The 24,347-nt window shown below is 70.6% G+C and carries 22 protein-coding genes; 12 read left to right on the top strand and 10 right to left on the bottom strand.

The genetic code is table 11. The features are described from left to right. Positions 1–55: 55 nt before the first annotated feature. Both DFR41_RS24775 and DFR41_RS24770 read right to left on the bottom strand, forming a co-directional pair. Positions 56–2,434, bottom strand: coding sequence for a Tex family protein (locus tag DFR41_RS24775; protein ID WP_114804697.1), 2,379 nt, complete (start codon positions 2,432–2,434; stop codon positions 56–58). A gap of 89 nt (positions 2,435–2,523) precedes the next feature. After that, entirely contained in the window at positions 2,524–4,389 is a 1,866-nt protein-coding gene (locus tag DFR41_RS24770; protein ID WP_114804696.1) for a glycosyltransferase family 2 protein, read from the bottom strand. Between the two features lie 173 nt (positions 4,390–4,562). Between DFR41_RS24770 and DFR41_RS27805 the strand changes: the two genes are divergently transcribed. From DFR41_RS27805 to DFR41_RS24750, 5 genes are all read left to right on the top strand, one after another. Then, a complete protein-coding gene (locus DFR41_RS27805; RefSeq protein WP_170159466.1) occupies positions 4,563–4,709 on the top strand; it encodes a hypothetical protein in 147 nt (48 codons plus the stop codon). Then, entirely contained in the window at positions 4,706–5,542 is an 837-nt protein-coding gene (locus DFR41_RS24765) for a metal ABC transporter ATP-binding protein (RefSeq protein ID WP_017759590.1), read from the top strand. The genes DFR41_RS27805 and DFR41_RS24765 overlap by 4 nt, the downstream gene beginning before the upstream one ends. Continuing rightward, on the top strand, positions 5,539–6,411 hold the full coding sequence (locus DFR41_RS24760) for a metal ABC transporter permease (RefSeq protein WP_114804695.1): 873 nt from the start codon (positions 5,539–5,541) through the stop codon (positions 6,409–6,411). The genes DFR41_RS24765 and DFR41_RS24760 overlap by 4 nt, the downstream gene beginning before the upstream one ends. A 50-nt stretch (positions 6,412–6,461) precedes the next feature. Then, a complete protein-coding gene (locus DFR41_RS24755) occupies positions 6,462–7,406 on the top strand; it encodes a metal ABC transporter solute-binding protein, Zn/Mn family (protein ID WP_043115682.1) in 945 nt (314 codons plus the stop codon). Between the two features lie 116 nt (positions 7,407–7,522). Further along, positions 7,523–7,927: a Fur family transcriptional regulator gene (locus DFR41_RS24750; protein WP_043115684.1), complete on the top strand. Its 405-nt coding sequence runs from the start codon at positions 7,523–7,525 to the stop codon at positions 7,925–7,927. 15 nt (positions 7,928–7,942) lie between these two features. On the opposite strand, the gene DFR41_RS24745 is transcribed toward DFR41_RS24750, so the two are convergent. Both DFR41_RS24745 and DFR41_RS24740 read right to left on the bottom strand, forming a co-directional pair. Continuing rightward, the gene (locus DFR41_RS24745) at positions 7,943–9,139 is read right to left on the bottom strand and encodes an amylo-alpha-1,6-glucosidase (protein ID WP_114804694.1); all 1,197 of its coding nucleotides are present in this window, start codon (positions 9,137–9,139) and stop codon (positions 7,943–7,945) included. A 20-nt stretch (positions 9,140–9,159) separates the two neighbouring features. Continuing rightward, entirely contained in the window at positions 9,160–10,488 is a 1,329-nt protein-coding gene (locus DFR41_RS24740; RefSeq protein WP_114804693.1) for a lytic murein transglycosylase, read from the bottom strand. A gap of 103 nt (positions 10,489–10,591) precedes the next feature. On the opposite strand from DFR41_RS24740, the gene DFR41_RS24735 reads away from it, so the two are divergent. The 4 genes from DFR41_RS24735 to DFR41_RS24720 are packed head-to-tail and all read left to right on the top strand — an operon-like array spanning position 10,592 to position 13,547. Next, entirely contained in the window at positions 10,592–11,638 is a 1,047-nt protein-coding gene (locus DFR41_RS24735; RefSeq protein WP_017758262.1) for an SAM-dependent methyltransferase, read from the top strand. 10 nt (positions 11,639–11,648) lie between these two features. After that, the gene (locus DFR41_RS24730; RefSeq protein WP_114804692.1) at positions 11,649–12,437 is read left to right on the top strand and encodes a DUF1295 domain-containing protein; all 789 of its coding nucleotides are present in this window, start codon (positions 11,649–11,651) and stop codon (positions 12,435–12,437) included. 35 nt (positions 12,438–12,472) lie between these two features. Beyond that, positions 12,473–13,093 (top strand): DUF6134 family protein, encoded by a 621-nt coding sequence (locus DFR41_RS24725; protein ID WP_147284426.1) that lies wholly within the window; start codon positions 12,473–12,475, stop codon positions 13,091–13,093. A gap of 37 nt (positions 13,094–13,130) precedes the next feature. Further along, a complete protein-coding gene (locus DFR41_RS24720) occupies positions 13,131–13,547 on the top strand; it encodes a DUF2177 family protein (protein ID WP_114804690.1) in 417 nt (138 codons plus the stop codon). On the opposite strand, the gene DFR41_RS24715 is transcribed toward DFR41_RS24720, so the two are convergent. The 6 genes from DFR41_RS24715 to DFR41_RS24690 form a co-directional block, all read right to left on the bottom strand. Next, complete coding sequence (locus tag DFR41_RS24715; RefSeq protein ID WP_244917866.1) at positions 13,525–14,745, bottom strand: PepSY-associated TM helix domain-containing protein; 1,221 nt, start codon at positions 14,743–14,745, stop codon at positions 13,525–13,527. The genes DFR41_RS24720 and DFR41_RS24715 overlap by 23 nt on opposite strands. Continuing rightward, positions 14,742–17,252 (bottom strand): TonB-dependent siderophore receptor, encoded by a 2,511-nt coding sequence (locus tag DFR41_RS24710; RefSeq protein ID WP_114804689.1) that lies wholly within the window; start codon positions 17,250–17,252, stop codon positions 14,742–14,744. The genes DFR41_RS24715 and DFR41_RS24710 overlap by 4 nt, the downstream gene beginning before the upstream one ends. A 93-nt stretch (positions 17,253–17,345) precedes the next feature. Next, a complete protein-coding gene (locus tag DFR41_RS24705; RefSeq protein ID WP_114804688.1) occupies positions 17,346–18,299 on the bottom strand; it encodes a FecR domain-containing protein in 954 nt (317 codons plus the stop codon). Further along, positions 18,296–18,802, bottom strand: coding sequence for a sigma-70 family RNA polymerase sigma factor (locus DFR41_RS24700; protein WP_114804687.1), 507 nt, complete (start codon positions 18,800–18,802; stop codon positions 18,296–18,298). Before DFR41_RS24700 ends, DFR41_RS24705 begins: the two co-directional genes overlap by 4 nt. A 224-nt stretch (positions 18,803–19,026) precedes the next feature. Continuing rightward, positions 19,027–19,707 (bottom strand): ChrR family anti-sigma-E factor, encoded by a 681-nt coding sequence (locus DFR41_RS24695; protein ID WP_114804686.1) that lies wholly within the window; start codon positions 19,705–19,707, stop codon positions 19,027–19,029. Beyond that, positions 19,704–20,303: a sigma-70 family RNA polymerase sigma factor gene (locus DFR41_RS24690; protein ID WP_052383735.1), complete on the bottom strand. Its 600-nt coding sequence runs from the start codon at positions 20,301–20,303 to the stop codon at positions 19,704–19,706. Before DFR41_RS24690 ends, DFR41_RS24695 begins: the two co-directional genes overlap by 4 nt. 179 nt (positions 20,304–20,482) lie before the next feature. Between DFR41_RS24690 and DFR41_RS24685 the strand changes: the two genes are divergently transcribed. From DFR41_RS24685 to DFR41_RS24675, 3 genes are read left to right on the top strand one after another with little or no spacing between them, the layout of a single operon-like run. Continuing rightward, a complete protein-coding gene (locus tag DFR41_RS24685; RefSeq protein ID WP_114804684.1) occupies positions 20,483–21,868 on the top strand; it encodes an NAD(P)/FAD-dependent oxidoreductase in 1,386 nt (461 codons plus the stop codon). Further along, a complete protein-coding gene (locus DFR41_RS24680; protein ID WP_017757050.1) occupies positions 21,865–22,746 on the top strand; it encodes a DUF1365 domain-containing protein in 882 nt (293 codons plus the stop codon). The genes DFR41_RS24685 and DFR41_RS24680 overlap by 4 nt, the downstream gene beginning before the upstream one ends. After that, a complete protein-coding gene (locus DFR41_RS24675; protein ID WP_114804683.1) occupies positions 22,743–23,987 on the top strand; it encodes an SAM-dependent methyltransferase in 1,245 nt (414 codons plus the stop codon). The genes DFR41_RS24680 and DFR41_RS24675 overlap by 4 nt, the downstream gene beginning before the upstream one ends. The last annotated feature ends 360 nt before the right edge of the window (positions 23,988–24,347 follow it).

Here is a 24,347-nt window from a genome sequence, read left to right as displayed (position 1 = left end):
CCATCAGCAACTTGCCAATTGGCAAACGGCCTTTTCGAGAAGATTCCCGAAATCGTCAGCGCTTGATGCCCTGCAGCTTGGCGAAGGCCGCAGCCATCTGCCCGCCGGCCTGCGGGGCCGAGTCGCGCCGGGGCCCCTGCCCCCGCCCGACCGGATCGAAACGGTTGCCGTCCCGCGCGCCGTCTCGCCGGCCGCCGCCCGTGGGCGCATCCAGCTTCATGGTCAGGCCGATGCGCTTGCGCACCACGTCCACCTCCATCACCTTCACGCGCACGATGTCGCCGGTCTTGACCACCTCGCGCGCGTCGTTGACGAACTTGTGGGAGAGCTGGCTCACGTGCACCAGCCCGTCCTGGTGCACGCCTAGGTCCACGAAGGCGCCGAACTGGGCCACATTGCTCACCGTGCCTTCGAGCACCATGCCTTCCTTGAGGTCGGCGATGTCCTCGACGCCCTCGTTGAAGCGGGCCACCTTGAAGTCGGGACGCGGGTCGCGGCCGGGCTTCTCCAGCTCGGACAGGATGTCCTTGACGGTGATGACGCCGAACTGCTCGTTGGCGAACAGCTCCGGCCGCAGCGTCTTGAGCATGTCGGCGCGGCCCATCAGCTCGGCCACCGGCTTGCCGGTCTTTTCCATGATCTTCTGCACCAGCGGATAGGTCTCGGGGTGCACGCCGGTCATGTCCAGCGGGTCGGCGCCGCCGCGGATGCGCAGGAAGCCCGCGCTCTGCTCGAAGGCCTTGGGGCCGAAGCCGCTCACCTCCAGCAGTTGCCGGCGCGTGGAGAAGGCGCCGTTGGCCTCGCGCCAGCGCACCACCGCCTTGGCCACGCTGGGTGTCAGGCCCGAGACGCGGCTGAGCAGCGGCACGCTGGCCGTGTTCAGGTCCACACCCACGCCGTTCACGCAGTCCTCGACCACGGCGCTCAGCGTGCGGGCCAGCTCGCTCTGGTTGACGTCGTGCTGGTACTGCCCCACGCCGATGCTCTTGGGGTCGATCTTGACCAGCTCGGCCAGCGGGTCCTGCAGCCGGCGGGCGATGCTGGCCGCGCCGCGCAGGCTCACGTCCACATCGGGCATCTCCTGGCTGGCGTATTCGCTGGCGCTGTAGACGGAGGCGCCGGCCTCGCTGACCACCACCTTCTCCACATGCGGCGCGGGCGCGCCGGCCTGCTCGCTCATCTTGACGAGCAGCTTGATCAGGTCGGCCGCCAGCTTGTCCGTCTCGCGGCTGGCCGTGCCATTGCCGATGGCGATCAGGTTGACGCCATGCTTGGCGCACAGCTTGCCCAGGGTGTGCAGCGAGCCTTCCCAGTCCTTGCGCGGCTCGTGCGGGAACACGGTGGCCGTGTCCACCAGCTTGCCGGTGGCGTCGACCACCGCCACCTTCACGCCGGTGCGGATGCCCGGGTCCAGTCCCATCACCACGCGCGGGCCCGCCGGCGCGGCCAGCAACAGGTCGCGCAGGTTGTCGGCGAAGACCTTGATGGCGACCTTCTCGGCCTCTTCGCGCAGGCGCGAGAACAGGTCGCGCTCGCTCGACAGGCTGAGCTTGACGCGCCAGGTCCAGGCCACGCACTTGCGGATCAGGTCGTCGGCCTTGCGGCCCTGGTGGCTCCAGCCCAGGTGCAGGGCGATGCGGCCTTCGGCGATGCTGGGCTTGCCCGGCTCGGGCTCCACGGGCAGCACCAGCTTGGCGTCCAGGATCTCCAGTTGCCGGCCACGGAACACGGCCAGCGCCCGGTGCGAAGGCACACGGCCGATGGGCTCGTCGTACGCGAAGTAGTCGCGGAACTTGGCGACCTCGGGGTCGTTCTCGTTCTTGCCCGCCACCAGCGAGGACTTGAGCAGGCCCTCGGCCCACAGCCATTCGCGCAGCGATTGCACCAGCGCCGGGTCTTCGGCCCAGCGCTCGGAGAGGATGTCGCGCACGCCGTCGAGCACCGCCATGGTGGTCGAGAAATCGGGGCCCGGCTTGCCGTCGTCCAACGTGGTCGGCGGCTTCAGGAAGGCCTGGGCCTCGGCCACCGGATCCAGCGTGGGGTCGGCCAGCAGCTTGTCGGCCAGCGGCTCGATGCCGAATTCCCGGGCGATCTGGCCCTTGGTGCGGCGCTTCTGCTTGAAGGGCAGGTAGATGTCTTCCAGTTCCTGCTTGGTCGGCGCGCTGGCGATGGCCAGGCGCAGGGCGTCGGTGAGCTTGCCCTGCTCGTCGATGGCCTTGAGCACCGCGCCGCGGCGGTCCTCCAGCTCGCGCAGGTAGGTCAGGCGCACTTCCAGTTCGCGCAGTTGCGCATCGTCCAGGCCGCCGGTGGCCTCCTTGCGGTAGCGGGCGATGAACGGCACCGTGGCGCCGCCATCCAGCAGGTCGGTCGCGGCCTGGACCTGGTGCTCGCCCACCTTCAGCTCGGCGGCGATCTGGCGAATGATCTTCTGCATGCTTGCTTGGTTCTACCCAGGGAAAAAGGGCGGCAGTTTGCCATAGCGGGTCGACCGCCCCTCCGGCGAGCGCTACGGAAACCGGGCGATCACGGCAGAGCGTGCCGAGGTGGCCACGCCAGACTGAAATCCTCGGCATGCACCGTGAGATTGGGGTTGTATGCCGGGTCATGGTCGATCACCGAACGCCAACGCCGACGCATGAACGAAAGCTCCCGCTCGAAGCGGGCGCGCCTCTCAGGCGCCACATCCTCGCCCCGCGTGGCCGATTCGTGGTGCAGCAGTTCGGCATAGGGTGTCCACACGTTGCGGTAGCCCGCCTCGCGCAGCCGCAAGCAGAGGTCCACGTCGTTGAAGGCGACGGTGAGATTCACCTCGTCCAACCCGCCCACCTGCTGGTACTGCGACTTGCGCACCACCAGACAGGCCGCCGTCACGGCGCTGAAGGACTGGATCAGGGAAGCGCGGCAAGCGTAGCCATGGCTGTCGTGAGTCAACGCCTTGTGCGCGTGCACGGCGCAGCCGCCCGGCCCCAGGATCACGCCGCCGTGCTGCAGCGTCATGTCCGGGTACCAAAGCCGTGCACCCACCGCGCCCACGCCCGGCTGCGCGGCCAGGCTCACCATCTCGGAGAGCCAGCCGGGCGACATCACCTCGATGTCGTTGTTGACCAGCGCCACCAGCTCGCCGCGCGCCAGCGCCACCGCCTGGTTGTTGAGCGCCGAATAGTTGAACGGCCGGTCGTCGCGCAGCACGCGGATATTGGGCTGCTGCGCCAGTCGCTCGAAGTACGCCAGCGCCGCCGGATCGTCCGAGCCGTTGTCCACCAGGATGATTTCCCAGCTTGGGTATTCGGTGCGCTTCTGGATCGACTCGATGCACTGGCGCACCAGTGCGAGCGCGTTGCGCGTCGGGATGATCAGCGACACCAGCGGCGGCGGGCTCGGCAGCGCATAGCGCACGCGGTAGCCGTAACCGAGGTACTCGGCCTTGGCCTGGATACCCAGGCGCTGGAAGTGCTCGTCCAGCGCCCGCTCGCCGGCCACGGCCGCATAGGGCTTGGCATCCATGGACTTGGCCGTGCTCTGCACATGGATGCGCCAGTGGTAGAGCACCCGCGGGATGTGCACGATCTGCGAGGGCGCGATGCGCTCGACGCAGCGCAGCACCAGGTCCCAGTCCTGCGAGCCTTCCAGGCCCTGGCGGAAGCCGCCCACCTCGCGCACCAGTGCCGTGCGCAGCACGCCCAGGTGGCTGAACATGTTGTGCGAGCGGAAGAGATCCAGGTTCCAGTCGGGCTTGAAGTACGGGTCCGAGCGCTGGCCCGCATCGTCGACCTTGTCCTCGTCGGAGTAGACGAGCTGCGCATCGGGATGATCGCGCACGCATTCGGCCACGCGCAGCAGGGCGTCCTCGGGCAGCAGGTCGTCGTGGTCCATCAGGGCGATCCACTCGCCCTGCACCAGATCCAGCGCGCTGTTGGAGGCGGCGGAGATGTGGCCGTTCTTCGGGCGGAAGACGACCTGGATGCGCGGGTCCTCGGCCTGGCAGGCCTCGAGCGCCTGGCGCACCTCGGGCGCGGGCGAGGCATCGTCGGCGATGCACAGCTGCCAGCGGCCGTAGAGCTGGGCCTGCACCGAGGCGATGGCGGCACGCAGAAACTGCGGGTCGGGGTTGTAGCAGGGCATCAGCACCGAGATTAGCGGGCCATCGGCCAGCGCTGCGGCACGCGCACGCAGGGCTTCGCGGAGTTTGGGCGTGATCGTGTCGTGCTCGTGCACCCAGCGCAGGTAATCGGTCTCAGGGCGAAGCTTGCGGCGCAGTTCAGCCAGCAGGCCGCGCCAGCCCACCTTCCTCCAGACACGCCAGGCCACGGGGATACGCAAGGCCAGCTCTGGCGCATTGCGCAACACGAGCACGGTCCAGCGGGACCAGACAGCCACCGAAACAGTCATATCAATTCTTCATCGCTTGTTCTTGGCTACCAGGAGGCCACGCATCCGACGGAGTCACGCAGCCTGCCGACACGCGATGTTGCAAAGACATCTGGGAGCTAGTTGGGATCGCGACGAGCGATGAAAAAAAGGGAAGCCCGCTGACCCATTATTGATAACGTACAATCGTTATCGTGTTCTCGCAGCTTCGTGACGCCTTTTCAACCTGGGCCCATTCGCCCACCAGCCTCCTGAGCCTGGGCGCGGGCGTGCGTCTGGCGCTGGCCGCAATCCTGATGGTGGCGCTGGCGCTGGCCGCCTGGTGGGCGATGCTGGAATGAGCGCGCTCCGCCCTTCCACGACGCCGCCCACGCCGATCGCGGCCTCGCCCGTGCAGGCGACCCAGACCTGCCCCATCCGGCTGCACGACCTGACCGTGGCGTACCGCGGCCATCCGGCGGTGCACCATGTGTCGGGCGATTTCACGGCCGGCGCGCTGACCGCCATCGTCGGCCCCAACGGTGCCGGCAAGACCACCCTGCTCAACGCCATCATGGGTCGGCTGCGGCCGAGCACTGGCCGGGTCGAGCTGGCCGCACACTGCGCCGGCCGCATCGCGTGGCTGCCGCAGCAGGCGGAGGTCGACCGCACCTTTCCGCTGCAGGTCTTCGACCTGGTGGCCATGGGGCTGTGGCGGCAGATCGGCAGCTTTGGCCGGCTGCGCGCCACGCACCGCGAGGCCATCGTCGCCGCGCTCCAGACCGTCGGCCTGGGCGGCTTCGAGCGGCGCAACATCGGCGAGCTTTCGGCAGGCCAGTTCCAGCGCGTGCTCTTCGCCCGCACGCTGCTGCAGGACGCGCAGGTCATCCTGCTGGACGAGCCCTTCAACGCCGTAGACGCCCGAACCACCGACGACCTGCTCGCCGTGGTCCAGGGCTGGCGAGCCGAGGGCCGCACGGTCATCGCCGTGCTGCACGACATGGCCCAGGTGCAGGCGCATTTCGACGAGGCGCTGCTGCTGGCCCGGCGCTGCGTGGCCTGGGGGCCTGTGGCCGAGGTGCTGCAGCCCGCTCACCTGGCCTCGGCGCGGCACATGGCGCAGGCCTGGGATGACCATGCGCCCATCTGCGAAGGTACGCCGACGCTGCATCGGGTCGAAGGTGCCACGCCATGACGCTGCACGAGCTGCTGATCCAGCCCTTCGTCGATTTCGGCTTCATGCGCCGGGCCCTGGTCGGCGCCCTGGCGCTGGCCCTGGGCAGCGCGCCCATGGGCACGCTGCTGGTGCTGCGCCGCATGAGCCTGATGGGCGACGCCACCGGCCACGCGCTGCTGCCCGGCGCGGCCCTGGGCTTTCTGATCGCCGGCCCGTCGCTCGCGGCCATGAGCATCGGCAGCTTCCTGGCCGCCATCGGCGTGGCGCTGGGCGCCGGCGTGGTGGCGCGGGCCACCGCGCAGCGCGAGGACGCCAGCTTCGCCGCCTTCTACCTCATCGCCCTGGCGCTGGGCGTGATGCTGGTGTCGCTGCGCGGCACCAGCGTGGACCTGATGCACCTGCTCTTCGGCACCATCCTGGCGGTGGACGACGGCGCACTGCTGCTGATCTGCGGCACCACCGCTGTCACGCTGGCCGTGCTGGCTCTGCTGTGGCGCCCGCTGATCGCCGAATGCGTGGACCCGGGCTTCCTGCGCAGCATGGGCGGACCGGGCCGCTGGGTGCACCTGGCCTTCCTGGTGCTCACCGTGGCCAACCTGGTGGCCGGCTTCCAGGCCATGGGCACGCTGATGGCGGTCGGGCTGATGATGCTGCCCGCCACCGCCGCGCGCTTCTGGGTGGGCCAGGTCGGCGGGCTGATCGCGGTGGCAGCGCTGATCGCCGCCTTCTCCGGCTTCGCCGGGCTGCTGCTGTCGTACCACGCGCAGTGGCCATCCGGCCCGGCCATCGTGCTGGTGGCCGGCGCCTTCTACCTGCTGTCGCTGTTCGTCGGCAGCCGCGAGGGCTTGCTTTGGCAGCGGCTGCGGCGGCCGCACCGGCTGGCATGACGCCGCCGATTCCTCGCTCGCCAGACTCCTTCGTCTTCCGTTACCGCACCATGCCGTCCCTGCTGATCTCCCGCCGTCCCTTTCTGACCCGCCTGCTCGCCCTAGCTGCGGTCGCCAGCAGCGCTGTCCACGCCCAGGAAAAGCCCCTCCAGGTCGTCGCCAGCTTCTCGATCCTGGCTGACATGGTGCGCGAAGTCGGCGGCCCCGACGTGCAGGTCCAGGCGCTGGTCGGCCCCAATGCCGACGCGCATGTGTTCCAGCCCACGCCCGCCGACGCCCGCGCCCTGGCCGCAGCCGACCTGGTGGTGGTCAACGGCCTGGGCTTCGAAGGCTGGATCGACCGGCTGGTGAAGACCTCCGGCTACCGGGGCAGCGTTGTGGTCGCCAGCGCCGGCGTCACGCCACGCAAGGCCGACGACGACGAGGCCGAACACGGCCACGACCATGGCCACGGCGAAGGCACCGATCCGCATGCCTGGCAGGACCTGCGCAACGCCGTGCGCTACGTGACCAACATCCGCGACGCACTGGCTCAGTTGCGCCCGGCCCATGCCGCCGCCATCGGCGAGCGGGCGGCCGCCTATACCGCCAAGCTCCAGGCGCTGGACCGTGAGGTCCGCTCCCGCTTCGCCGCCATCCCGGCCCAGCGCCGCCGCATCCTCACGTCGCACGACGCTTTCGGCTACTTCGGCGCGGCCTATGGCGTGACGCTGCTGTCGCCGCAAGGCATCAACACCGATGCCGAGCCTTCGGCCGCCGGCGTGGCCCAGCTGATCCGGCAGATCCGCAAGGGCCAGGTGAGCGCCGTGTTCATGGAGAACATCTCCAGCCCACGCCTGGTGGAGCGCATCGCCCGCGAATCGGGCGTGGCCGTGGGCGGCAAGCTGTACTCGGACGCCCTGTCTGCGCCGGGCACCGAGGCCGCGAGCTACCTGCAGCTGTTCCGCTTCAACGCCGACGCCATCGCAACGGCGCTGACCGCCAAGGCGCGGTGAAGGCGGTGCCGTCCTGCGCCGGGCCGGCCGACCGACTCGATAGACTGCCCGCCATGAGCGCCGCCCATCGCCATTCGCATGACCACGAGGACGACGCCCCCGCGTCCGACGAAGGCATGGCGCCGGAAGGCGCCATCGGCACGCGCGGCACCCGCCAGCGGGCCGCCATCCGGCGGGTGATCGACGAATCGCCTCGGCCGCTGCTGCCGGCCGAGATTCTGGCGGTGGCCCAGCAGGAGGTGCCGGCGCTGGGCATGGCGACCATCTACCGCAACCTCAAGCTGCTGCTGGAAAGCGGCGCCATCCGCACCGTCGAACTGCCCGGCGCCGTGGCGCGCTACGAATCGGCTCGGCATGCGCACCACCACCACTTCCAGTGCAGACGTTGCGACCGGGTGTTCGACATCCACGCCTGCCCCGGGGACCTGTCCGGCCTGGCGCCCGCCGGCTTCGCGGTCGAGGCGCACGAGCTGACGCTGTACGGCGTCTGCGCCGACTGCGGCGCAGACGCCGCCCGCTGATCCGGGCCTTGCGTCTCAGCCGGCCCGCGCGGCGGCCGGCGCCGAGTCGCGCACGGCCTTCGATGCCATCAGGAAGGCGGCTGCATTCCAGCTCTGCCCCGCCATGCCCATGGGCGCCAGCGTCTTGCCGTGGAACCACTCGGTGAAGCGCCAGTCGTCGTGCGCATTGGCCCGGGCCAGCTTCACCAGCTCGGCGCTCGCCTGGTCGTGCAGACCGAGCTGCGCCAGCACCATCAGCCAGAAGCCGCCGACGAAGGGCCAGATGCCGCCGTTGTGGTACTGGTGCAGGTAGTTCTGCTGGTGGCGCCCCATGTAGGGCCGCCACAGCGGATGCTGCTGCGACAGCGGATGCAGCACCACCCGCACCGGCCAGGGCTCGCTCGCCGCCGCCTCGCCGATGCGCTGCACGATGCTGGACGCCATGTCCGCATCGGCCAGCCCGCTCTGGATGGCCAGCACATTGCCGAACACGTCACCCTCGTCGCCCACCACCGACAGGTTGACGAAGCTCAGGTACATGCCCGGGTCGCGCCGCCCGCGCCGCGCATAGTGGCGCAGCAGCCGGGCGCGGTGGTACTCGGGCAGGTCGCGCTGGAAGGGGTTGAAGAGGTGGTTGAAGTGGTGCTTCGTCGCGTCCGTATGGGCCAGACCGAAGCGGCGCTTGACCTCGTACCACAGCGCATTGGTGTAGAGCACGAAGCCCGAGCGGGGCATGATGTCCGCCCAGTCGCTGGCCTCGTTCTGCTGGAGCAGACGGAAGTGCTGGTGCTCCTGCGCCAGCAGCCATTGGATGGCCAGCGCTTCGCCGGCGGCCCATCGTCCGCCCGGCACGCGGCCCAGGCCGCGCAGGTGGTCGATGGCGATCAGCCACCACAGCGTGGCGTCGATGCAGCCGAGGTACCAGAAATCGGCGTCCTGGCCTTCGGGATCCACGTACTTGGGAATCTGCCCGTTGGCCGCCTGCTGGTCGGCCAGGGCCTGCACGCTGGCGATGGCGCCTTCCTCCAGCGCCGGCACGCCGCTGCCGGCCATGGCCATGATGCAGATGGCCGCGTCGCGGCCAAAGATGCGCGTGTAGCGCCGCGCCACCGCCGCCTCGGTGCGGCTGGCCGCCAGGATGCCGTGCGGCGAGAGGTTGCGCACCAGCAGGTCCAGCGAGGCCTGCTCGCACTGGGCAATGAGGGCGCGGTCGTCGGGGCTCAGGTCCTTCATCGGCAACAAGGCATGCAGGTTCAGTGCCCGCGCAGTTGCTGGAGCATCTGCTGCGTGGGATAGCCGTCCGCCGGCTGGCCGCTGCTGCGCTGCCAGGCGCGGATGGCGCCTCGGGTGGCCGGGCCGAGCAGGCCGTCCGGCGTGCCGGGGTCGAAGCCGCGTGCGGCCAGGGCCTGCTGCAGCGCCAGCATGTCGCTGCGGCCCAGCGGCTGCAGGTCGCGCGGCCATTCGGCGATCACGCCGAGCCCGCCTGCGATGCGCTGCGCCAGCAGGCCGACGCCCAGCGCGTAGCTGGTGGCGTTGTTGTAGCGCAGCAGCGCGCGGAAGTTGGGGCCGACCAGGAAGGCGGGGCCGCGCGCGCCGGCGGGCAGCAGCACGGATGCGTCGCTCAGCTCGGGCAGCGGGCCGCCCGTCGCGGCGCTCAAGCCTTCAGCCGCCCATTGCACAGAGGACTGCCGCACCGACGGGTCGGCCCGTGCCAGATCGAAGCCGGTCGGCAGGCGCACCTCGCTGCCCCAGGTCTGCCCGCGCTGCCAGCCTTCGCGCATCAAAAAATTGCCGGTGGAGGCCATCACGTCGGCCATGCTGCCCCAGATGTCGCGGCGACCGTCGCCGTCGGCGTCGACTGCATAGGCCAGGAAGTTGGTCGGCAGGAACTGGGTCTGCCCCATGGCACCGGCCCAGGAGCCGATCATGTGGGCGGCGTCGATGTCGCCGTTCTGCACGATGCGCAGGGCCGCGATCAGCTGCTGCCGCGCCCAGTCCGCGCGCCGGCCGTCGAAGCCGAGGGTGGCCAGCGCGTCGATGGTGGAGATGTCGCCGTAGTTGCTGCCGAAGTTGCTTTCCATGCCCCAGACGGCCACCAGCACCTCGGCCGGCACGCCGTAGCGCGCCGCGGCGGCATCGGCAGCGGCCGCCGCTTCCTGCCGCTTGGCCTGGCCGCGGGTCACGCGCTGCGGTGAGACGGCGGTGTCCAGGTAGTCCCACACGCTGCGGGTGAACTCGGGCTGGCTGCGGTCACGCTCGACGACGGCGGGCAGGTAGCGCGCCGGCTCCAGCGCAGCGCGCAGCGTCGACTCCTGAATGCCGGCGGCGAGCGCCTGTTGGCGGAACTGCGACAACCATACCGCAAATGCGGGCGTCCGGTCATCGACCTGGGCCCGTGCCGGCGGCGGCACATCGGCCGGCGGCCTCGCCACGCTCGCAGCAGGCGCCCCGGGCGTGCGGGTCGTCGTGGGCGGCGGCGCGGTCGGCGGCGTCGACGCACAACCGGCCAGAAGAAGAGCACCCGCCAGCGCGCAGGCGCGGGGGGAATGGCGATTCGAGAGGCGCAGGAGCATCCGGACCATTGTCCACAGCCGCCCGTTGACCACCCTCTGCAAATCCAAAAGCCCGCAGCCTGCGTACAGACGGACACACACGCTTTCGTCCCAACGCGACACGAACACCGCCATGCCCCGTGACAACACCGCCACCGCCATCCGCTGGGTCGAACAGGGCTATGTGCCCGACAGCGTGATCCGCCTCGGCATCCGCCGCCTGATCCGCGAGCGCATCGAGGAACTGCGCTGCGGCGACGCCGAAGCCGTGGCCCAGCAGACCCGCGACTTCCTCGCCAGCATGCGCACCGCCCCGCTCGCGCCGCTGCCCGAGAAGGCCAACGAGCAGCACTACGAGGTGCCAGCCGATTTCTTCGGCGGCGTGCTGGGCGCCCACCGCAAGTACAGCTGCTGCGAATGGGGCCCGGGCATCGAGGACCTCGACGCCGCCGAGGCCGCCGCACTGGCCACCACCTGCGAGCGCGCCGGCCTGGTCAACGGCCAGCGCATCCTGGAGCTGGGCTGTGGCTGGGGCTCGCTGTCGCTCTACATGGCGGCGCGCTACCCGGCCAGCCCGATCACGGTGGTGTCGAACTCGCATTCGCAGCGGGCCTACATCGAAGGACAGGCGGCGCGGCGGCACCTGTGCAACCTCAAGGTCATCACCTGCGACGTCAACGCCTTCGACACCGACGAGCGCTTCGACCGCATCGTGTCGGTGGAGATGTTCGAGCACCTGCGCAACTGGCCAGCCGCCTTCGCCCGCGTGGCCAAGTGGCTCTCGCCCGAAGGCCGCTTCTTCATGCACGTCTTCGTGCACAAGGAGGCGCCCTACCCCTTCGTCGAGCGCGACGCCAGCGACTGGATGACGCGCTACTTCTTCGCCGGCGGCATGATGCCCAGCGACGACCTGGCGATGCAGTGCCAGGACGACCTTCGGCTGGTCGACCGCTGGCGCTGGGACGGCCGGCACTACGCCCGCACCGCCCGCGCCTGGCTGGACAACATGGACGCCCACCGGCCCGAGCTCCTGCCCGTCATCGCGGCCGCCTATGGCGCCAACGAGGCCGACCGCTGGTGGATGCGCTGGCGCCTGTTCTTCCTCTCGGTCGAAGAGCTCTTCGGCTGGGACGAAGGCCAGCGCTGGTGGGTGGGCCACTACCTGTTCCAGAAGCGCTGAGGATCGGACCATGCTCCACGCCGCGCTTATGGGTCTTCTGGTGTCGCTGCCGGTCGCGCTGGCCGGTTGGTTGGCCAGCCTGTGGAAGCGCGACGCCAGCCTGGCCGACCGCATCTGGCCCTGGCTGATCACGGTGCCGGCGCTGGCCTATGCGTCCGCCATGCCGGCTACCGATCCCACACGCCGCATCGTGATGCTGGGCCTCGCGCTGGCCTGGGCGCTGCGCCTGTGCGTCTACATCAGCTGGCGCAACTGGGGCCATGGCGAGGATCGCCGCTATGCCGAGATGCGCGAGCGCCATGGCCCGGCCTTCGCCTGGAAGAGCCTGGTCATCGTGTTCGGCCTGCAGTGGGTGCTGGGCTGGATCATCTCGGCCCCCCTGCTGGCCGGCATGGCAGGCAACCGCCCTTTTGGCGCGCTCGACCTGCTGGGGGGGGCGCTGGTGCTGTTCGGCATCGTGTTCGAGGCGGTCGCGGATGCGCAGATGGCCGGCTTCCGCGCGAAGCACAAAGGCGGCCATGCGGTCATGGACCAGGGCCTGTGGCACTACACCCGCCACCCCAACTACTTCGGCGAGAGCTGCGTGTGGTGGGGCCTGGCGCTGATGACGCTGGAGGCCGGCGGCGCGGGCGCGCTCTGGTGCTTCGTCTCGCCGGTGCTGATCACCTTCATGCTGCTGCGTGTGTCGGGCGTGACGCTGCTGGAGAAGGACCTGAGCGCACGCCGCCCGGCCTACCGCGACTACGTGGCCCGCACCAGCGCCTTCATTCCCTGGCCGCCGCGGCGGCGCGCGGCATGATGACGCGCCCGACCGCCGCAGGCGGTGACAGCGCTGTGCACGAATCCAGATGCACACCCCGGCGCCTGCGCACCGCGCTGGCTCTGATCGCCCTCACCCTGCCCGTCTGCTCCCTGGCGCAGCAGGTCTGGTCCTTCGAAGCATTCCTCGACGGCAAGCCCATCGGCCAGCATGTCTTCACGCTGGAGACGCAGGACGGCGGCGCCCGCAGCCTGCGCAGCGACGCCCGTTTCGACGTCAAGCTGCTGGGCATCACCGTCTACCGCTACCGCCATCAGGCGCAGGAGCGCTGGCAGGGCGACTGCCTGAAGTCCCTCAGCGCCGACACCGACGACAACGGCGACAAGCTCGCCGTGCGGCTGGAGCCCGGCGACCCGCTGCTGGCCGGCTGCGCCATGAGCTTCGCCTACTGGAACCGCGCGATCCTGAAGCAGCGCGAGCTGCTCAATGCCCAGACTGGCAAGCTGGAGGCAGTGCGCATCGAGCCGCTGCCAGCCGCCAGCATCGACGTGCGCGGCCAGTCGGTCGAAGCACAGCGCTGGCGCATCGTGGCGCTCAAACAGCGCATCGACCTCTGGTACGACGGCGGCGGCCGCTGGGTGGGCCTGGACGGCACGCTCGAAGGCGGCAAGCTGCTGAGCTATCGCCTGCGCTGAGCGCACTTCATTCATCCACCCTCCCCGCCGAACGACCATGGCCCTGCCCTTTTCGCACTACCTCACCGCCTACGGCATCGCCGCTGTCGTCTTCCTCGGCCTGGACGCGATCTGGCTGGGCACGATGGCGTCGCGCCTGTACCGGCCCTCCATCGGCCACCTGATGGCGGACGGCTTTTCGGTGGCGCCCGCGGTCATCTTCTACCTGCTGTACCTGGTGGGCATGGTGGTCTTCGCCATCGCCCCGGCGCTGGAAGCCCGCAAGCCCCTGCAGGCGCTGGCCATGGGCGCGCTGCTGGGCCTCATCTGCTACGCCACCTACGACCTCACCAACCAGGCCACGCTCAAGCAATGGCCCTGGCAGGTGACCGTGGCCGACCTGATCTGGGGCACCTTCGTGACCGGCGTGGCCTCGGCGCTGGCGACGCGGCTCACGCTCGCCTGGCGCGGCTGAGGATTCGGGCCCTGCGCTTCTTCTGCCACACCATCACGCCCGTGACCGTGATGACGACCACGGCGATGCCCAGCACGAAGACGAAGACCTGGTAGGGCCGCCCGAAGACCTGCGCCATGTGCAGCGCGCCCATCCAGTTGCTGACCGTGTTGCCCGTGGGGCCCCCAGTGGGCAGCCAGCGCCCCATCGGCGCCCCGGTGTCGGCGTCGATCAGGACGGCGGTGTTGCCGGCGTCGCTGCGCAGGTCCACCGTCGAATGCACGAGGTAGGCATAGACGCCGCGGCGCCGGTCGAGCTGCAGGCGGTCCTCCCGGTCGACGGCGAAGCCGACCTCGGCCGCCATGTCCTGCATGGCAAGCCGTGCGGCGGCATGCGCCGCCGGCCAGTCCAGCCGCGGCGCGACGACGGGCTTCGGACGCATGGGCACGGTGCGCCAGGAGTCGTCGAAAGGGAACACCACGCCCATCACTGGCCGGAACACCGGCTCGCGGAGGTTGAACATCACGCTCGACCAGGCGAACAACAGAAGCACGGCCCACAGCCACAGGCCACCGGCGCGGTGCAGGTCCAGCGTGGCCCGGTGCGCTCCTGCACGCCACTTCACCCACCACGCAGGCTTCCATTTGGTCAGGAAGGGCTGACCCTTGGGAAAGGTCAGCCAGGCGCCGACGAAGCAGTCCAATGTCCACAGCAGCGAGATCACGCCCAGCAGCAGCGTGCCCCAGATGCCCGGCAGCGCCAGGCTGTGATGCACCTTGTAGAGCAGCGGCACGGCCTGCTGCGCCGTGAAGGCGATGGCCTCGCGGGCGCGGCCGCCCTGAATGGCGCCGGTGTGCGGGTCCACGAACACCTCGTCGTAGTCCAGCCTGTGGAAGCCACCGGCGCCGTCGGGATTCGGCGCGACGGGAAAGCGCGCGGTCCGGCCCGGACGCAGGTCGAGCACCAGGGCATCCACCCGGCCCTGCGGCGCCACCTGCTGCGCCACGCGGGCGCGCAGCACGAAAGGATCCAGCAGCGGCGCCGAGGCAGCCGAACGGGCGACGAACAGTTCGGGCGCCAGCCATTCGTCCAGCTCGTCCCGGAAGGCCAGCACGCTGCCCGTGGCGGCGGCCACGACCAGGAAGGCCGCCATCAGCAGCCCGACATAGCGGTGCAGCGCCACGACATGCGCGCGCCCAAGGCGACGCACGCCGGTCACCAGCGGTAGGTGGCCCGCACGATGGCGTTGCGGCCGTCGCCGTAGAAGCAGGTGGTGGTCGCGTAGTAGCAGGACTGCACGTAGGTCTTGTCGAACAGGTTGCCCACGTTGAGCGTGATGCTCCAGGGCCCGCGGTCGTAGCCGATCAGCGCGTCGATCACCGTGTAGGCCGGCAACTCGGCCGGCGTGGGCGTGCTGCCCAGCACATAGCCGCTGGTGCCGATGACGCGGCGCACGCCCAGGCCCACCTTCACGCCGGGCAGGATGTCCTGCGGCAGGCGGTAGCTGGCCCACACCGACAGGTTGTGCCTGGGCACGCCGGGCGGCGCGGTGCCCTGGTCGCCGTTGTTGCTGCGCGTGATCTCTGCGTCGGTGTAGCTGTAGGCGCCCATCAGTTCGAAGGCGCGGCCGATGCGGGCCTTGGCCTCGAGCTCCAGGCCGCGGGACTTGATCTCGCCCGCCTGCACCGAATAGCCGGGATGGTCGGGATCGGTGGTGAGCACGTTGGTGCGGCGCAGGTCGAAAACCGCCGCCGTCATCGACACCGGGCTGTCCGGCGATTCGTACTTGATGCCCGCCTCGTACTGCCGCCCGCGGGTGGGCTTGAAGGGGTTGTTGTTGTAGTCGAGCGCACCGGCCTCGGGCTCGAAGGAGGTGGCGGCGCTCAGGTACGGCGCCCAGCCACTGTCCATCAGGTAGACCGCGCCGACGCGGCCCGTGGTGGCCGAGACGTTGTCGCGGAGGTTGACCGGCGTGATCGGGCTGGTGGCCGAGCCGTTGGTCACCCGGCCGGTGATGTCGCTACGCGCGCTGTCGTGCCGCACACCGGCCATGAGCACCCACTGGCGGTCGATCTTGACCTGCTCCTGCAGGTAGACGCCGAGCTGGCTCGAATCGGTCTTGAGCACACGGCTCGGCTGGAAGTTGGGGACGATGGCCGAGCCGTACACCGGCGCATAGAGGTCGAGCGCCCCGACCGTGCCGCGGCGCTCGTTGCGCACCCAGGGCACGTCGGCATAGTCGATGCCCGCCAGCGTGGTGTGCTCGAAGACGCCGTGGCGCCATTTGGCTTGCACCTGCGTGTCGATGTTGAAGGACTTGTAGTCGTCCGAGCGGATGAAGGCGAAGCGGTTGAGGCGGCGCTGGTTGGCCGCCTGCAGGCCCGAGCCATAGGCCGAGTCCCAGGTCATGTCCGACTGGTACCAGCGGGCGTTCTGCCGCACGGTCCAGGTGTCGTCGAACTGGTGCTCGAACAGGTAGCCCAGCGTCCAGGTGCGGGTGTTATAGCGGTCGAAGCCCGGCTCGCCGGTGAAGGTGCTGCGCGGCAGCTGGCCGTTGCGGTTGGGCAGCAACGTGCCGGCGACCGGCAGGCCCCAGTTGTAGGCCGTGTCGGTGTTCTGGTAGCTGGCCAGCAGCGTGAGCGAAGTGCGGGCCGACGGACGCCAGGTGATGGCCGGCGCGACGTACTGCCGGTCGTTGGGGATGTAGCGGGTCTGAGTGTCGGCGTCGCGCGCCATGGCCGTCAGGCGGTAGGTCCACTCGCCCGCGTCGTCGAGCTTGCCGCCCAGGTCCAGGCCGAGCTGGCGGTGGTTGTGGCTGCCGGCCTGCAGGTCGACCTCGCGCAGCGTGTCGGCGGTCGGCCGCTTGGAGACCACGTTGACCAGCCCGCCGGGCGTGACCTGCCCGAACAGCACCGAGCCCGGCCCGCGCAGCACGTCGATGCGCTCCAGGCCGTAGGGCTCGACGGTCGAGGCATACATCGCCGGCGCCTGGCGCAGCCCGTCGCGAAACACCGGCGTGTTGGACGACGTGGCCAGCCCTGCCGCGAAGCCCCGCACGTTGAACGAGTCGTCGGTGAGGTTGACGCCGCGCGTGCCGATCAGGCCCGGCGTGTAGCGCAGGGCGTCCTGCAGCGCGGGTGCGGCGCCCTGCTCGTCCATCTGGTCGCGGGTGACCACGCTGATGGCCTGGGCGACCTCGATGTTGGGTGTGTCGGTCTTGGTGGCCGTCGTATTGCGCCGGGCCTGGGGGCCGAAGGTCGATCCGGCGCTCTGTGCCTCCGCGCTGACGGTCAGCGGCGGCAGCGAGGCGGCGGCCCCAGCTTGCTGCGCGCCGTTGCGGGCGGCCGTGGGCGACCTGCGCAGCGCGTAGCTGCCGTCGGTGGCGCGCAGCGCCTCCAGCCCGGTGCCGGCCAGCAGTGTGTCGAAGCCCTGCTGCACCGTGTAGCGGCCGGACAGGCCGCGGGAGGCGAGCCCGTCCGTCAGCGCGGCGTCGAAGGACAGCACGATGCCGGCCTGCGCCGCATAGAGCGACAGCGTCCGGCCCAACGGCCCGGCGGGGATGTCCCGCTGCGTGGCCACCGCCGCGCCAGCAGGGCCCGCCTGCGCCCAGGCGACGGCGGTGCCCGCCAGCTGCAGGGCCAGCGCGGCCATGACGGCCTGTGCCGTCGGACGGATCAGGGATCGAGAGGGCGCGCAAGAGCGCGGTCGGCGGTGGCGCTGGGCCATGGGCTTCTCCTGGAGATGATGTCGTTCACCTCCTTGCCAATCGAAGCGCCGAAAGTGACAGGCCCCGCCCGAAAAAAACTTTCAAAGGGCCGATCAGGCGGGACCGATGCGCACCCACCAGCGCGTCAGGCGATGGACCCGCACCGGCAGCGCGCGCGTGGCCGCCGCCAGGGCGCGGTCGGTGTCGTCCAGCGGAAAGGCGCCCGACAGCCGCAGCGCGCCGACGGCCGGGTCGCAGGACAGCAAGCCGGGCCGGTAGCGCGAGAGCTCGGCGGTGAAGTCCGCCAGCCGCATGCCGTCGGCCAACAGCAGGCTCTGGGTCCAGGCATCGGCACTCTCCGGCGCGGGCTGCACCGGGCCGACGCCGTGGCGGTCCAGCCGGACGCTGCGGCCGGCGTCCACCCGTACCGGCGGCGTGGCCGCGGCCGGGGTGTGCTGCGCCTGCACCGCGCCTTCCAGCACGGTCAGTTGCACGGCCTCGTCCTCCTGCCGCACCACGAAGCGCGTGCCGATAGGGCGCAGCTCGCCGAAACGCGTCGCCACCACGAAGGGCCGCTGCTGCGGGTCGCGCGCGGTGCGCACCTGGATTTCGCCCCGGCGCAGCGTCACGCGGCGCAGTTGCCCGTCGATGCGGACGGCCACCTCCGTGGCGGTGTTCAGCATCAGCGCGGTGCCGTCCTCGAGCGTGAGCGAGCGCCGCTCGCCGGTGGCCGTCTGGTAGCGGCCGGGTTCGCCGCGCCAGGGCGTCTGCTCCCACGCCAGCCAGCCGGCACCACCCGTCACGCCCAAGGCCGCGATGGCGCGCAACGCCCGGCGGCGCGCCTCGGGGCGCGGTCGGGCCAGTGCCGCCATGCCGGCTGCCGGCAGCAGCAGGCCGAAGCGCTGGCTGATCGCCTCCACCTGCGCCCAGGCCTGTTCATGGGCCGGATCGCTGCGCCGCCAGGCCAGCCAGGCCGCGCGGTCGGAGTCCGCGAACTCGCCCGAGGTGGCGCGGGAGAACCACAGCGCCGCCACCCGGGCGACCTCGGGGTCGAGCGACGGCGTCATCGCAGCAGCAGGCAGTTCTGCATGGCCCGGGCGATGTACTGCCGCACCGAGCTGACCGAGACGCCCAGTTGCGCGGCGATCTCGGCATGCGTGAGGCCCTCGAGCTGCAGCAGCAGGAAGGCGCGGCGCACCTTGGCCGGCAGGCCGTCGAGCAGCGCATCGATCTGGACCAGGGCGTCGACGACCAGCGCGCGCTCCTCCGGCGACGGCGAGGCTGCCTCGCCATGGCAGGCCAGTGCCTCCAAATAGGCCGCCTCCAGGCTGCGCCGACGCAGCAGGTTGACCATCAGGCCATGGGCGATGGTGCCCAGGAAGGCGCGGGGCTCGCGGATGTTCGGCGCGTCGTCGCGGCTGAGCACTCGAACGAAGGTGTCGTGCGTCAGGTCGGCGGCGTCGAAGGCATTGCCAAGCTTGCGGCGCAGCCAGCCCTGGAGCCAGCTCTGGTGTTCGACATACATCGCGCCCACGAGGTGGCGCTGCACGGAGTCGGAGACGGCAGGCATGAGGAACGAGGCGAGAACGGTCGGCGGGCATGGCGCGGCCGGCCACGGACGCCATGGCACGACGGCCACCGCGTCCCGCCCTGCCACGCAGTGTCGGAGGGCCGCCATCTTAAACGATAGTGGTTCTCATCTTCATCCAGCTGACCGCTGGATGTGGCGAACCTGCGGAAAGTGCCGAGCCCCGGCGACCGGTACGTCCCCAACGGACGGCCGGTGCCGCCCGGTCACATGCCGACGAGCGATCCCAGCGTGCGCGCCAGGAAGCTGTCGAACACCACCCGCCCATCGACGGACGCGAGGCAGATGCATTCGCTGCCGGCCTGCACCACCGGCTGGTGATGGATGTCGCCGTCCGCCGCATCGAAATCGCCCGGACCGAAGAGGGCCCGGCCGTCATGGAAGCTGCCCCACAGCACCTGGGTCAGTTCCAGTTCGCTGTGCGTGTGCGGCGGCAGGAACTTGCCGGCGCCGATGCGCAGCAGGAAGACGTTGGCCGCCGGATCCTGCGGCAGGTGCAGGCGGCTCCACCGCATGCCAGGGCCGATCCAGCGCCAGGGCGTGGCGCTGCAGCCGTCCAGGGCACGCGGCCAGTGCGCGCCGGCCGGAAGCTCAGGACGGGAGAGCTGGTGACCGCGCGCCCGCCGCGCAGGGGACGGCGTGACACGCGTCGCCGCTGGCGCGTCGATGGCGGCCAGCGTGAGGGCCAGCGCCTCGGGCGCCAAGCCGGCATCCGGCAGTTCCTCCAGCAGGGCGCCGCCCAGGGCTTCCAGTTCCGTCAGGCGCTCGGCGCAGGCCGGGCAGGTTTCCACATGGCAGGCCAGCACGGCCGCCGGGCCGGCGGGCAGCGTGCCCGCGGCAAGTGCGACCAACATGTCGTCGGTCGGGTGATGTCGGACCGTCGTCATGCCAGGCCGTCCAGCAGCTTGCGCAGATGCGCCACGGCCAGCCGCACGCGCGACTTGACCGTGCCCAGGGGGATGCCGAGTTCGTCGGCGATCCGCGCATGCGGCTGGTCCTCGAAATAAGACAGGTGGAGCACCCGCACCTGGTCGGGCGGAAGGCGCCGCAGCGCCTCGCGCAACCGGTGCTCGCAGCGGCGGGCGTGCAGGCGCTCGTCCGGTGCGGGGGCATCCTCGGGCATGGAATCCAGGTCGGCCTGCTCGGCCGAGAGCACCTCCACCGCCCCGCCCTGCCGGCGGTAGCGGTCCACGCGCAGGTTGCGCGCGATGGTGAAGACCCAGGTCGACACGCCGGCCTGCCGCGCATCGAAGAGCGCGGCCTTGCGCCACAGCGCCACCATGGTCTCCTGCGCCAGGTCTTCCGCGGCGTCCGGGTCGGCCCCGGCGCGCATGAGGTAGGTCTTGACGCGTGGCGCGAAGTGCTTGAACAGCACCGCGAAGGCCGTACGGTCCTGACGCTCGGCCACGGCGCGAACCAGGTCGCACAGTTCGGCAGAGGTGGGGAGTACGGCTTGGGCGTCGGCGAGGTTCACGATGGACACGGGCAGCGGACGCTTCCGTGGCGGGGGGACGTTCGACGGCTGGTACCGAGCTTCCATGATGGAAGCCTTTACGCTGCCGCCGGCGGATTGGATCACGGCGACGGCTGCATCCCTTGTAGGACAGCACGAATCCAAATCCCGCGGCCGGCCGTATAGGCAGCATGCACCCTGGAGTTCCGATGAGCCTGACCACCCCTGTCGCCCCCGGCCTGCCGCCCGCGCCCGTCGCCTCCGGGGACGCGCCGCTGAACATCGCGGTGGTCGGCGGCGGCATCGCCGGCCTGTCCGCCGCCTGGCTGCTCAACCCGCGCCACCGCGTGACGGTCTTCGAAAGCGAACCCCGCCCGGGTGGCCACAGCCACACGGTCGATGCGCCGGCCACCGGCGGCGGCCATGTGCCCGTCGACACGGGCTTCATCGTCTACAACGAGCCGTCGTACCCCAATCTCACCGCCCTGTTCGCGCACCTCGAGGTGCCGACGGTGGCCTCGGACATGTCCTTCGCCGTCAGCCAGGACGGCGGCGCGCTCGAATACGCCGGCACCGACCTGCAGGGTTTGTTCGCGCAGCCGCGCAACCTGCTGCGCCCGCGCTTCTGGGCCATGCTGCGCGACCTGATGCGCTTCTACCGCGAGGCACCGCCGCTCGCGGCCCAGGCCGGCCTGCAGCCGCTGGAGGAATTCCTGGACGCCCATGGCTACAGCCGCGCCTTCCGCGAGGACCACCTCTATCCGATGGCGGCGGCGATCTGGTCCACGCCCGCCGGGCAGGTGGGCCGCTACCCGACCGAGGCCTTCATCCGCTTCTGCGAGAACCATCACCTGCTGCAGGTCAACGGCCGCCCCGTCTGGCGCACGGTCAAGGGCGGCAGCCGCGCCTACGTGCAGCGGCTGACGGCGGGCTTCCGGGATCGCCTGTACCTCGATCAGCCGGTGGTGGCGCTGCGCCGCGACGACGAAGGCGCCTGGGTCCGCACGGCCGCGGGCTGGTGGCCCGAGCGCTTCGACGCCATCGTCGTCGGCGCCCATGCCGACCAGGCCCTGGGCATGCTGCAGGACCCGAGCGGGGACGAGAGTCGCCTGCTGGGCGCCTTTCGCTATTCGCGCAACCACACGGTGCTGCACAGCGATCCGGCGCTGATGCCGCGGCGCCGCGCCGTCTGGTCGAGCTGGAATTACCTGTCCGACCGGCGCCAGCCCGACGGCGCCCCCTGCGTCACCTACTGGATGAACCGCCTGCAGGGCATCGACGAGAAGACGCCGCTGTTCGTCACGCTCAATCCCATCGTGGAACCCCATGGGGACCACCTGATCCGTACGCAGGTCTACGAGCACCCGCTGTTCGACGCGCGGGCCATCGAGGCGCAACGGTCGCTGTGGTCGATCCAGGGCCAGCGGCGCGTGTGGTACTGCGGCGCCTACTTCGGCTCGGGCTTCCACGAGGACGGCCTGCAGTCGGGCCTGGCCGTGGCCGAGGCGCTGGGCGGCGTGCGCCGGCCCTGGCAGGTCGCGAACGAGTCGGGGCGCATCCACCTCGGCGCCCGGCCGGCCGAGGTGGCCGCGTGAGCGGGCGTCCGGCGGCCGCTGGCACGCCCGACGCCGCACAGGGCGACGGACAGGCCCTGTACCTCGGCCGCGTGATGCATCAGCGCCTGCGGCCCCGGCGGCACCGGCTGGGCTACCGCGTGTATTCGCTGCTGCTGGACATCGACCGCGTGCCGGCCCTTGCGGCGCGCAGCCGGCTCTTCTCGCTGGGGCGCTTCAACCTGTTCAGCCTGCACTGGCGTGACTACGGCGCCGGCGATGCGCAGGGGCCTCGCGCGCATGTCGAGCAGCAACTGCAGGCCGCCGGCCTGCCGACGGGCGGGCGCATCCGCCTGCTGACCATGCCGCGCATCCTCGGCTATGCCTTCAATCCGCTGAGCGTGTACTTCTGCGATGCGCCCACAGGCGGCCTGCAGGCCATCCTCTACGAGGTCAACAACACCTTCGGCCAGCGCCACAGCTACCTGCTGCCTGTCGCGGCGGACCACGCTGGTGTCATCGAGCAGCGCTGCGACAAGCAGCTGTACGTCTCGCCCTTCCTGGGGCTGGACATGCACTACCGCTTCCGCATCCGCCCGCCCGAGGAGAACGCCAGCGCCGACAGCCCGCTGACGGTGGGCGTGGATGCGGTGGACGCCCAGGGCCCGCTGCTGGTGGCGCGGCTGGACGCGCAGGCCCGTCCGCTGGGCGACGCCGCACTGCTGCGGGCCTTCTTCAGCCACCCGCTGCTCACGCTCAAGGTGATCGGCGCCATCCACTGGGAGGCACTGCAGCTGTGGCTCAAGGGCGTCGGCCTGGTGGCCCGGCCGGCGCCTCCCCAGAATCCGGTTACCGTGTCGCCGGCAGAGTCCCCGGCCCTGCCCTCCGGCCCGTCCGCCACCTTGCGTCCCACGCCATGACCGCTCCCCTCGATCCCTCCTGCGACCTGACACCGCCGCCCGACTCGCGACGGCCCGGCCTGCTGGCGGCGCTGCTGGCCCGTCGCTGCATCCGCCCCCTGCTCAGGCAGCTGAAGGCCGGGCACCTGATCGTGCAGTTGCCCCATGGCGAGCGGCTGGAGGCGCGCGGCGCCCTGCCCGGTCCCCAGGCGCTGATCCGGCTGCACCGCTGGCGCCCGCTGCTGCGCCTGCTGGCGCAGGGCGACCTGGGCCTGGCCATCGCCTATCGCGACGGCGAATGGTCGACGCCCGACCTGCTGGCCGTGCTGGAACTCGGCGCCGCCAACGAGGCCGCGTGGCAGGGTGCCATCGACGGCATGCGGCCCGCCCGCTGGCTGGCCCGGCTGGCCCATCTGCGCCGCGACAACAGCCGCAGCGGCAGCCGCGACAACATCGCCTTCCACTACGACCTGGGCAATGCCTTCTACGAGCGCTGGCTCGACCCGGGCCTGCAGTACTCCAGCGCCATCTACGCCCACGACCACGAGACGCTCGAAGCCGCACAGGCCCGCAAGCTCGGTCGCATCGTCGAGCTGCTCGATGTGGCGCCCGAGCAGTCGGTGCTGGAGATCGGCTGCGGCTGGGGCGGCCTGGCGCGCCAGATCGCCCAAGCCGGTGCCCTCGTCACCGGCCTCACGCTGTCCACCGAGCAGTTGCGCTGCGCCCAGGACCGCGCGGCGCAGGCCGGCCTGCAAGAGCGCGTCGACCTGCGGCTGCAGGACTACCGGGACGTGCAGGGCCAGTTCGACCGCATCGTCTCCATCGAGATGATCGAGGCCGTGGGCGAGGCCTGGTGGCCGACCTACTTCCAGGTGCTGAAGGACCGGCTGGCGGCCGGCGGGCGCGTCGTGATCCAGGCGATCACCATCGAAGAATCGGCCTTCGCGCGGTACCGCGCCGGTGCCGACTTCATCCAGCGCTTCATCTTCCCGGGCGGCATGCTGCTCACGCCGACCCTGATGCGCGAGCACGGCGAACGGGTGGGCCTGCGGCTGGCCGAGGTGCAACGCTTCGGCCACAGCTATGCGCTGACCCTGGCGGAGTGGCGCCGCCGCTTCATGGCGCAATGGGCGTCGATCCAGCCGCTGGGCTTCGACGAGCGCTTCCACCGCCTGTGGGAGTACTACCTGGCCTATTGCGAGGCGGGCTTCCGCGAAGGCCGGATCGACGTCGGGCTCTACGTCTTCGAGCACGGCCGCTGAGCAGCCGCGCGGAGGCATGCGCCGCGCCAAGGCGTGCCCTCCTGTCTCCGCCAGGATCGCCAGGACTGAGGCGGGCTCATCCGCTCGATCAACCTCAGCCTGGACTGAGAAGGGTCGAACGAGTCCGTCATGCCCTCTCGTTCTGCCAAAACACGCCCGCTCTGCGTTGCGAATGCTCGCCATAGTCCGAGCTATGGCTGCGCCTTGCGCCCTGATCGGCCACGTTTTGGCAGCCCGCTCAGCCACGCCGGCCTCATTCACACCTTCTGAGCATCCCAGGCCCATGACCGCGCCCGGCGTTCGCGAAGAAACGATGGTGCTGCTGCGCTACAAGGTGAACGGCAGCGCCGATATGACCGA

Source organism: Pseudacidovorax intermedius, from assembly GCF_003350475.1.
Classification (GTDB): domain Bacteria; phylum Pseudomonadota; class Gammaproteobacteria; order Burkholderiales; family Burkholderiaceae_C; genus Xenophilus; species Xenophilus intermedius.
This window is presented reverse-complemented; position numbering and strand designations above follow the sequence as displayed.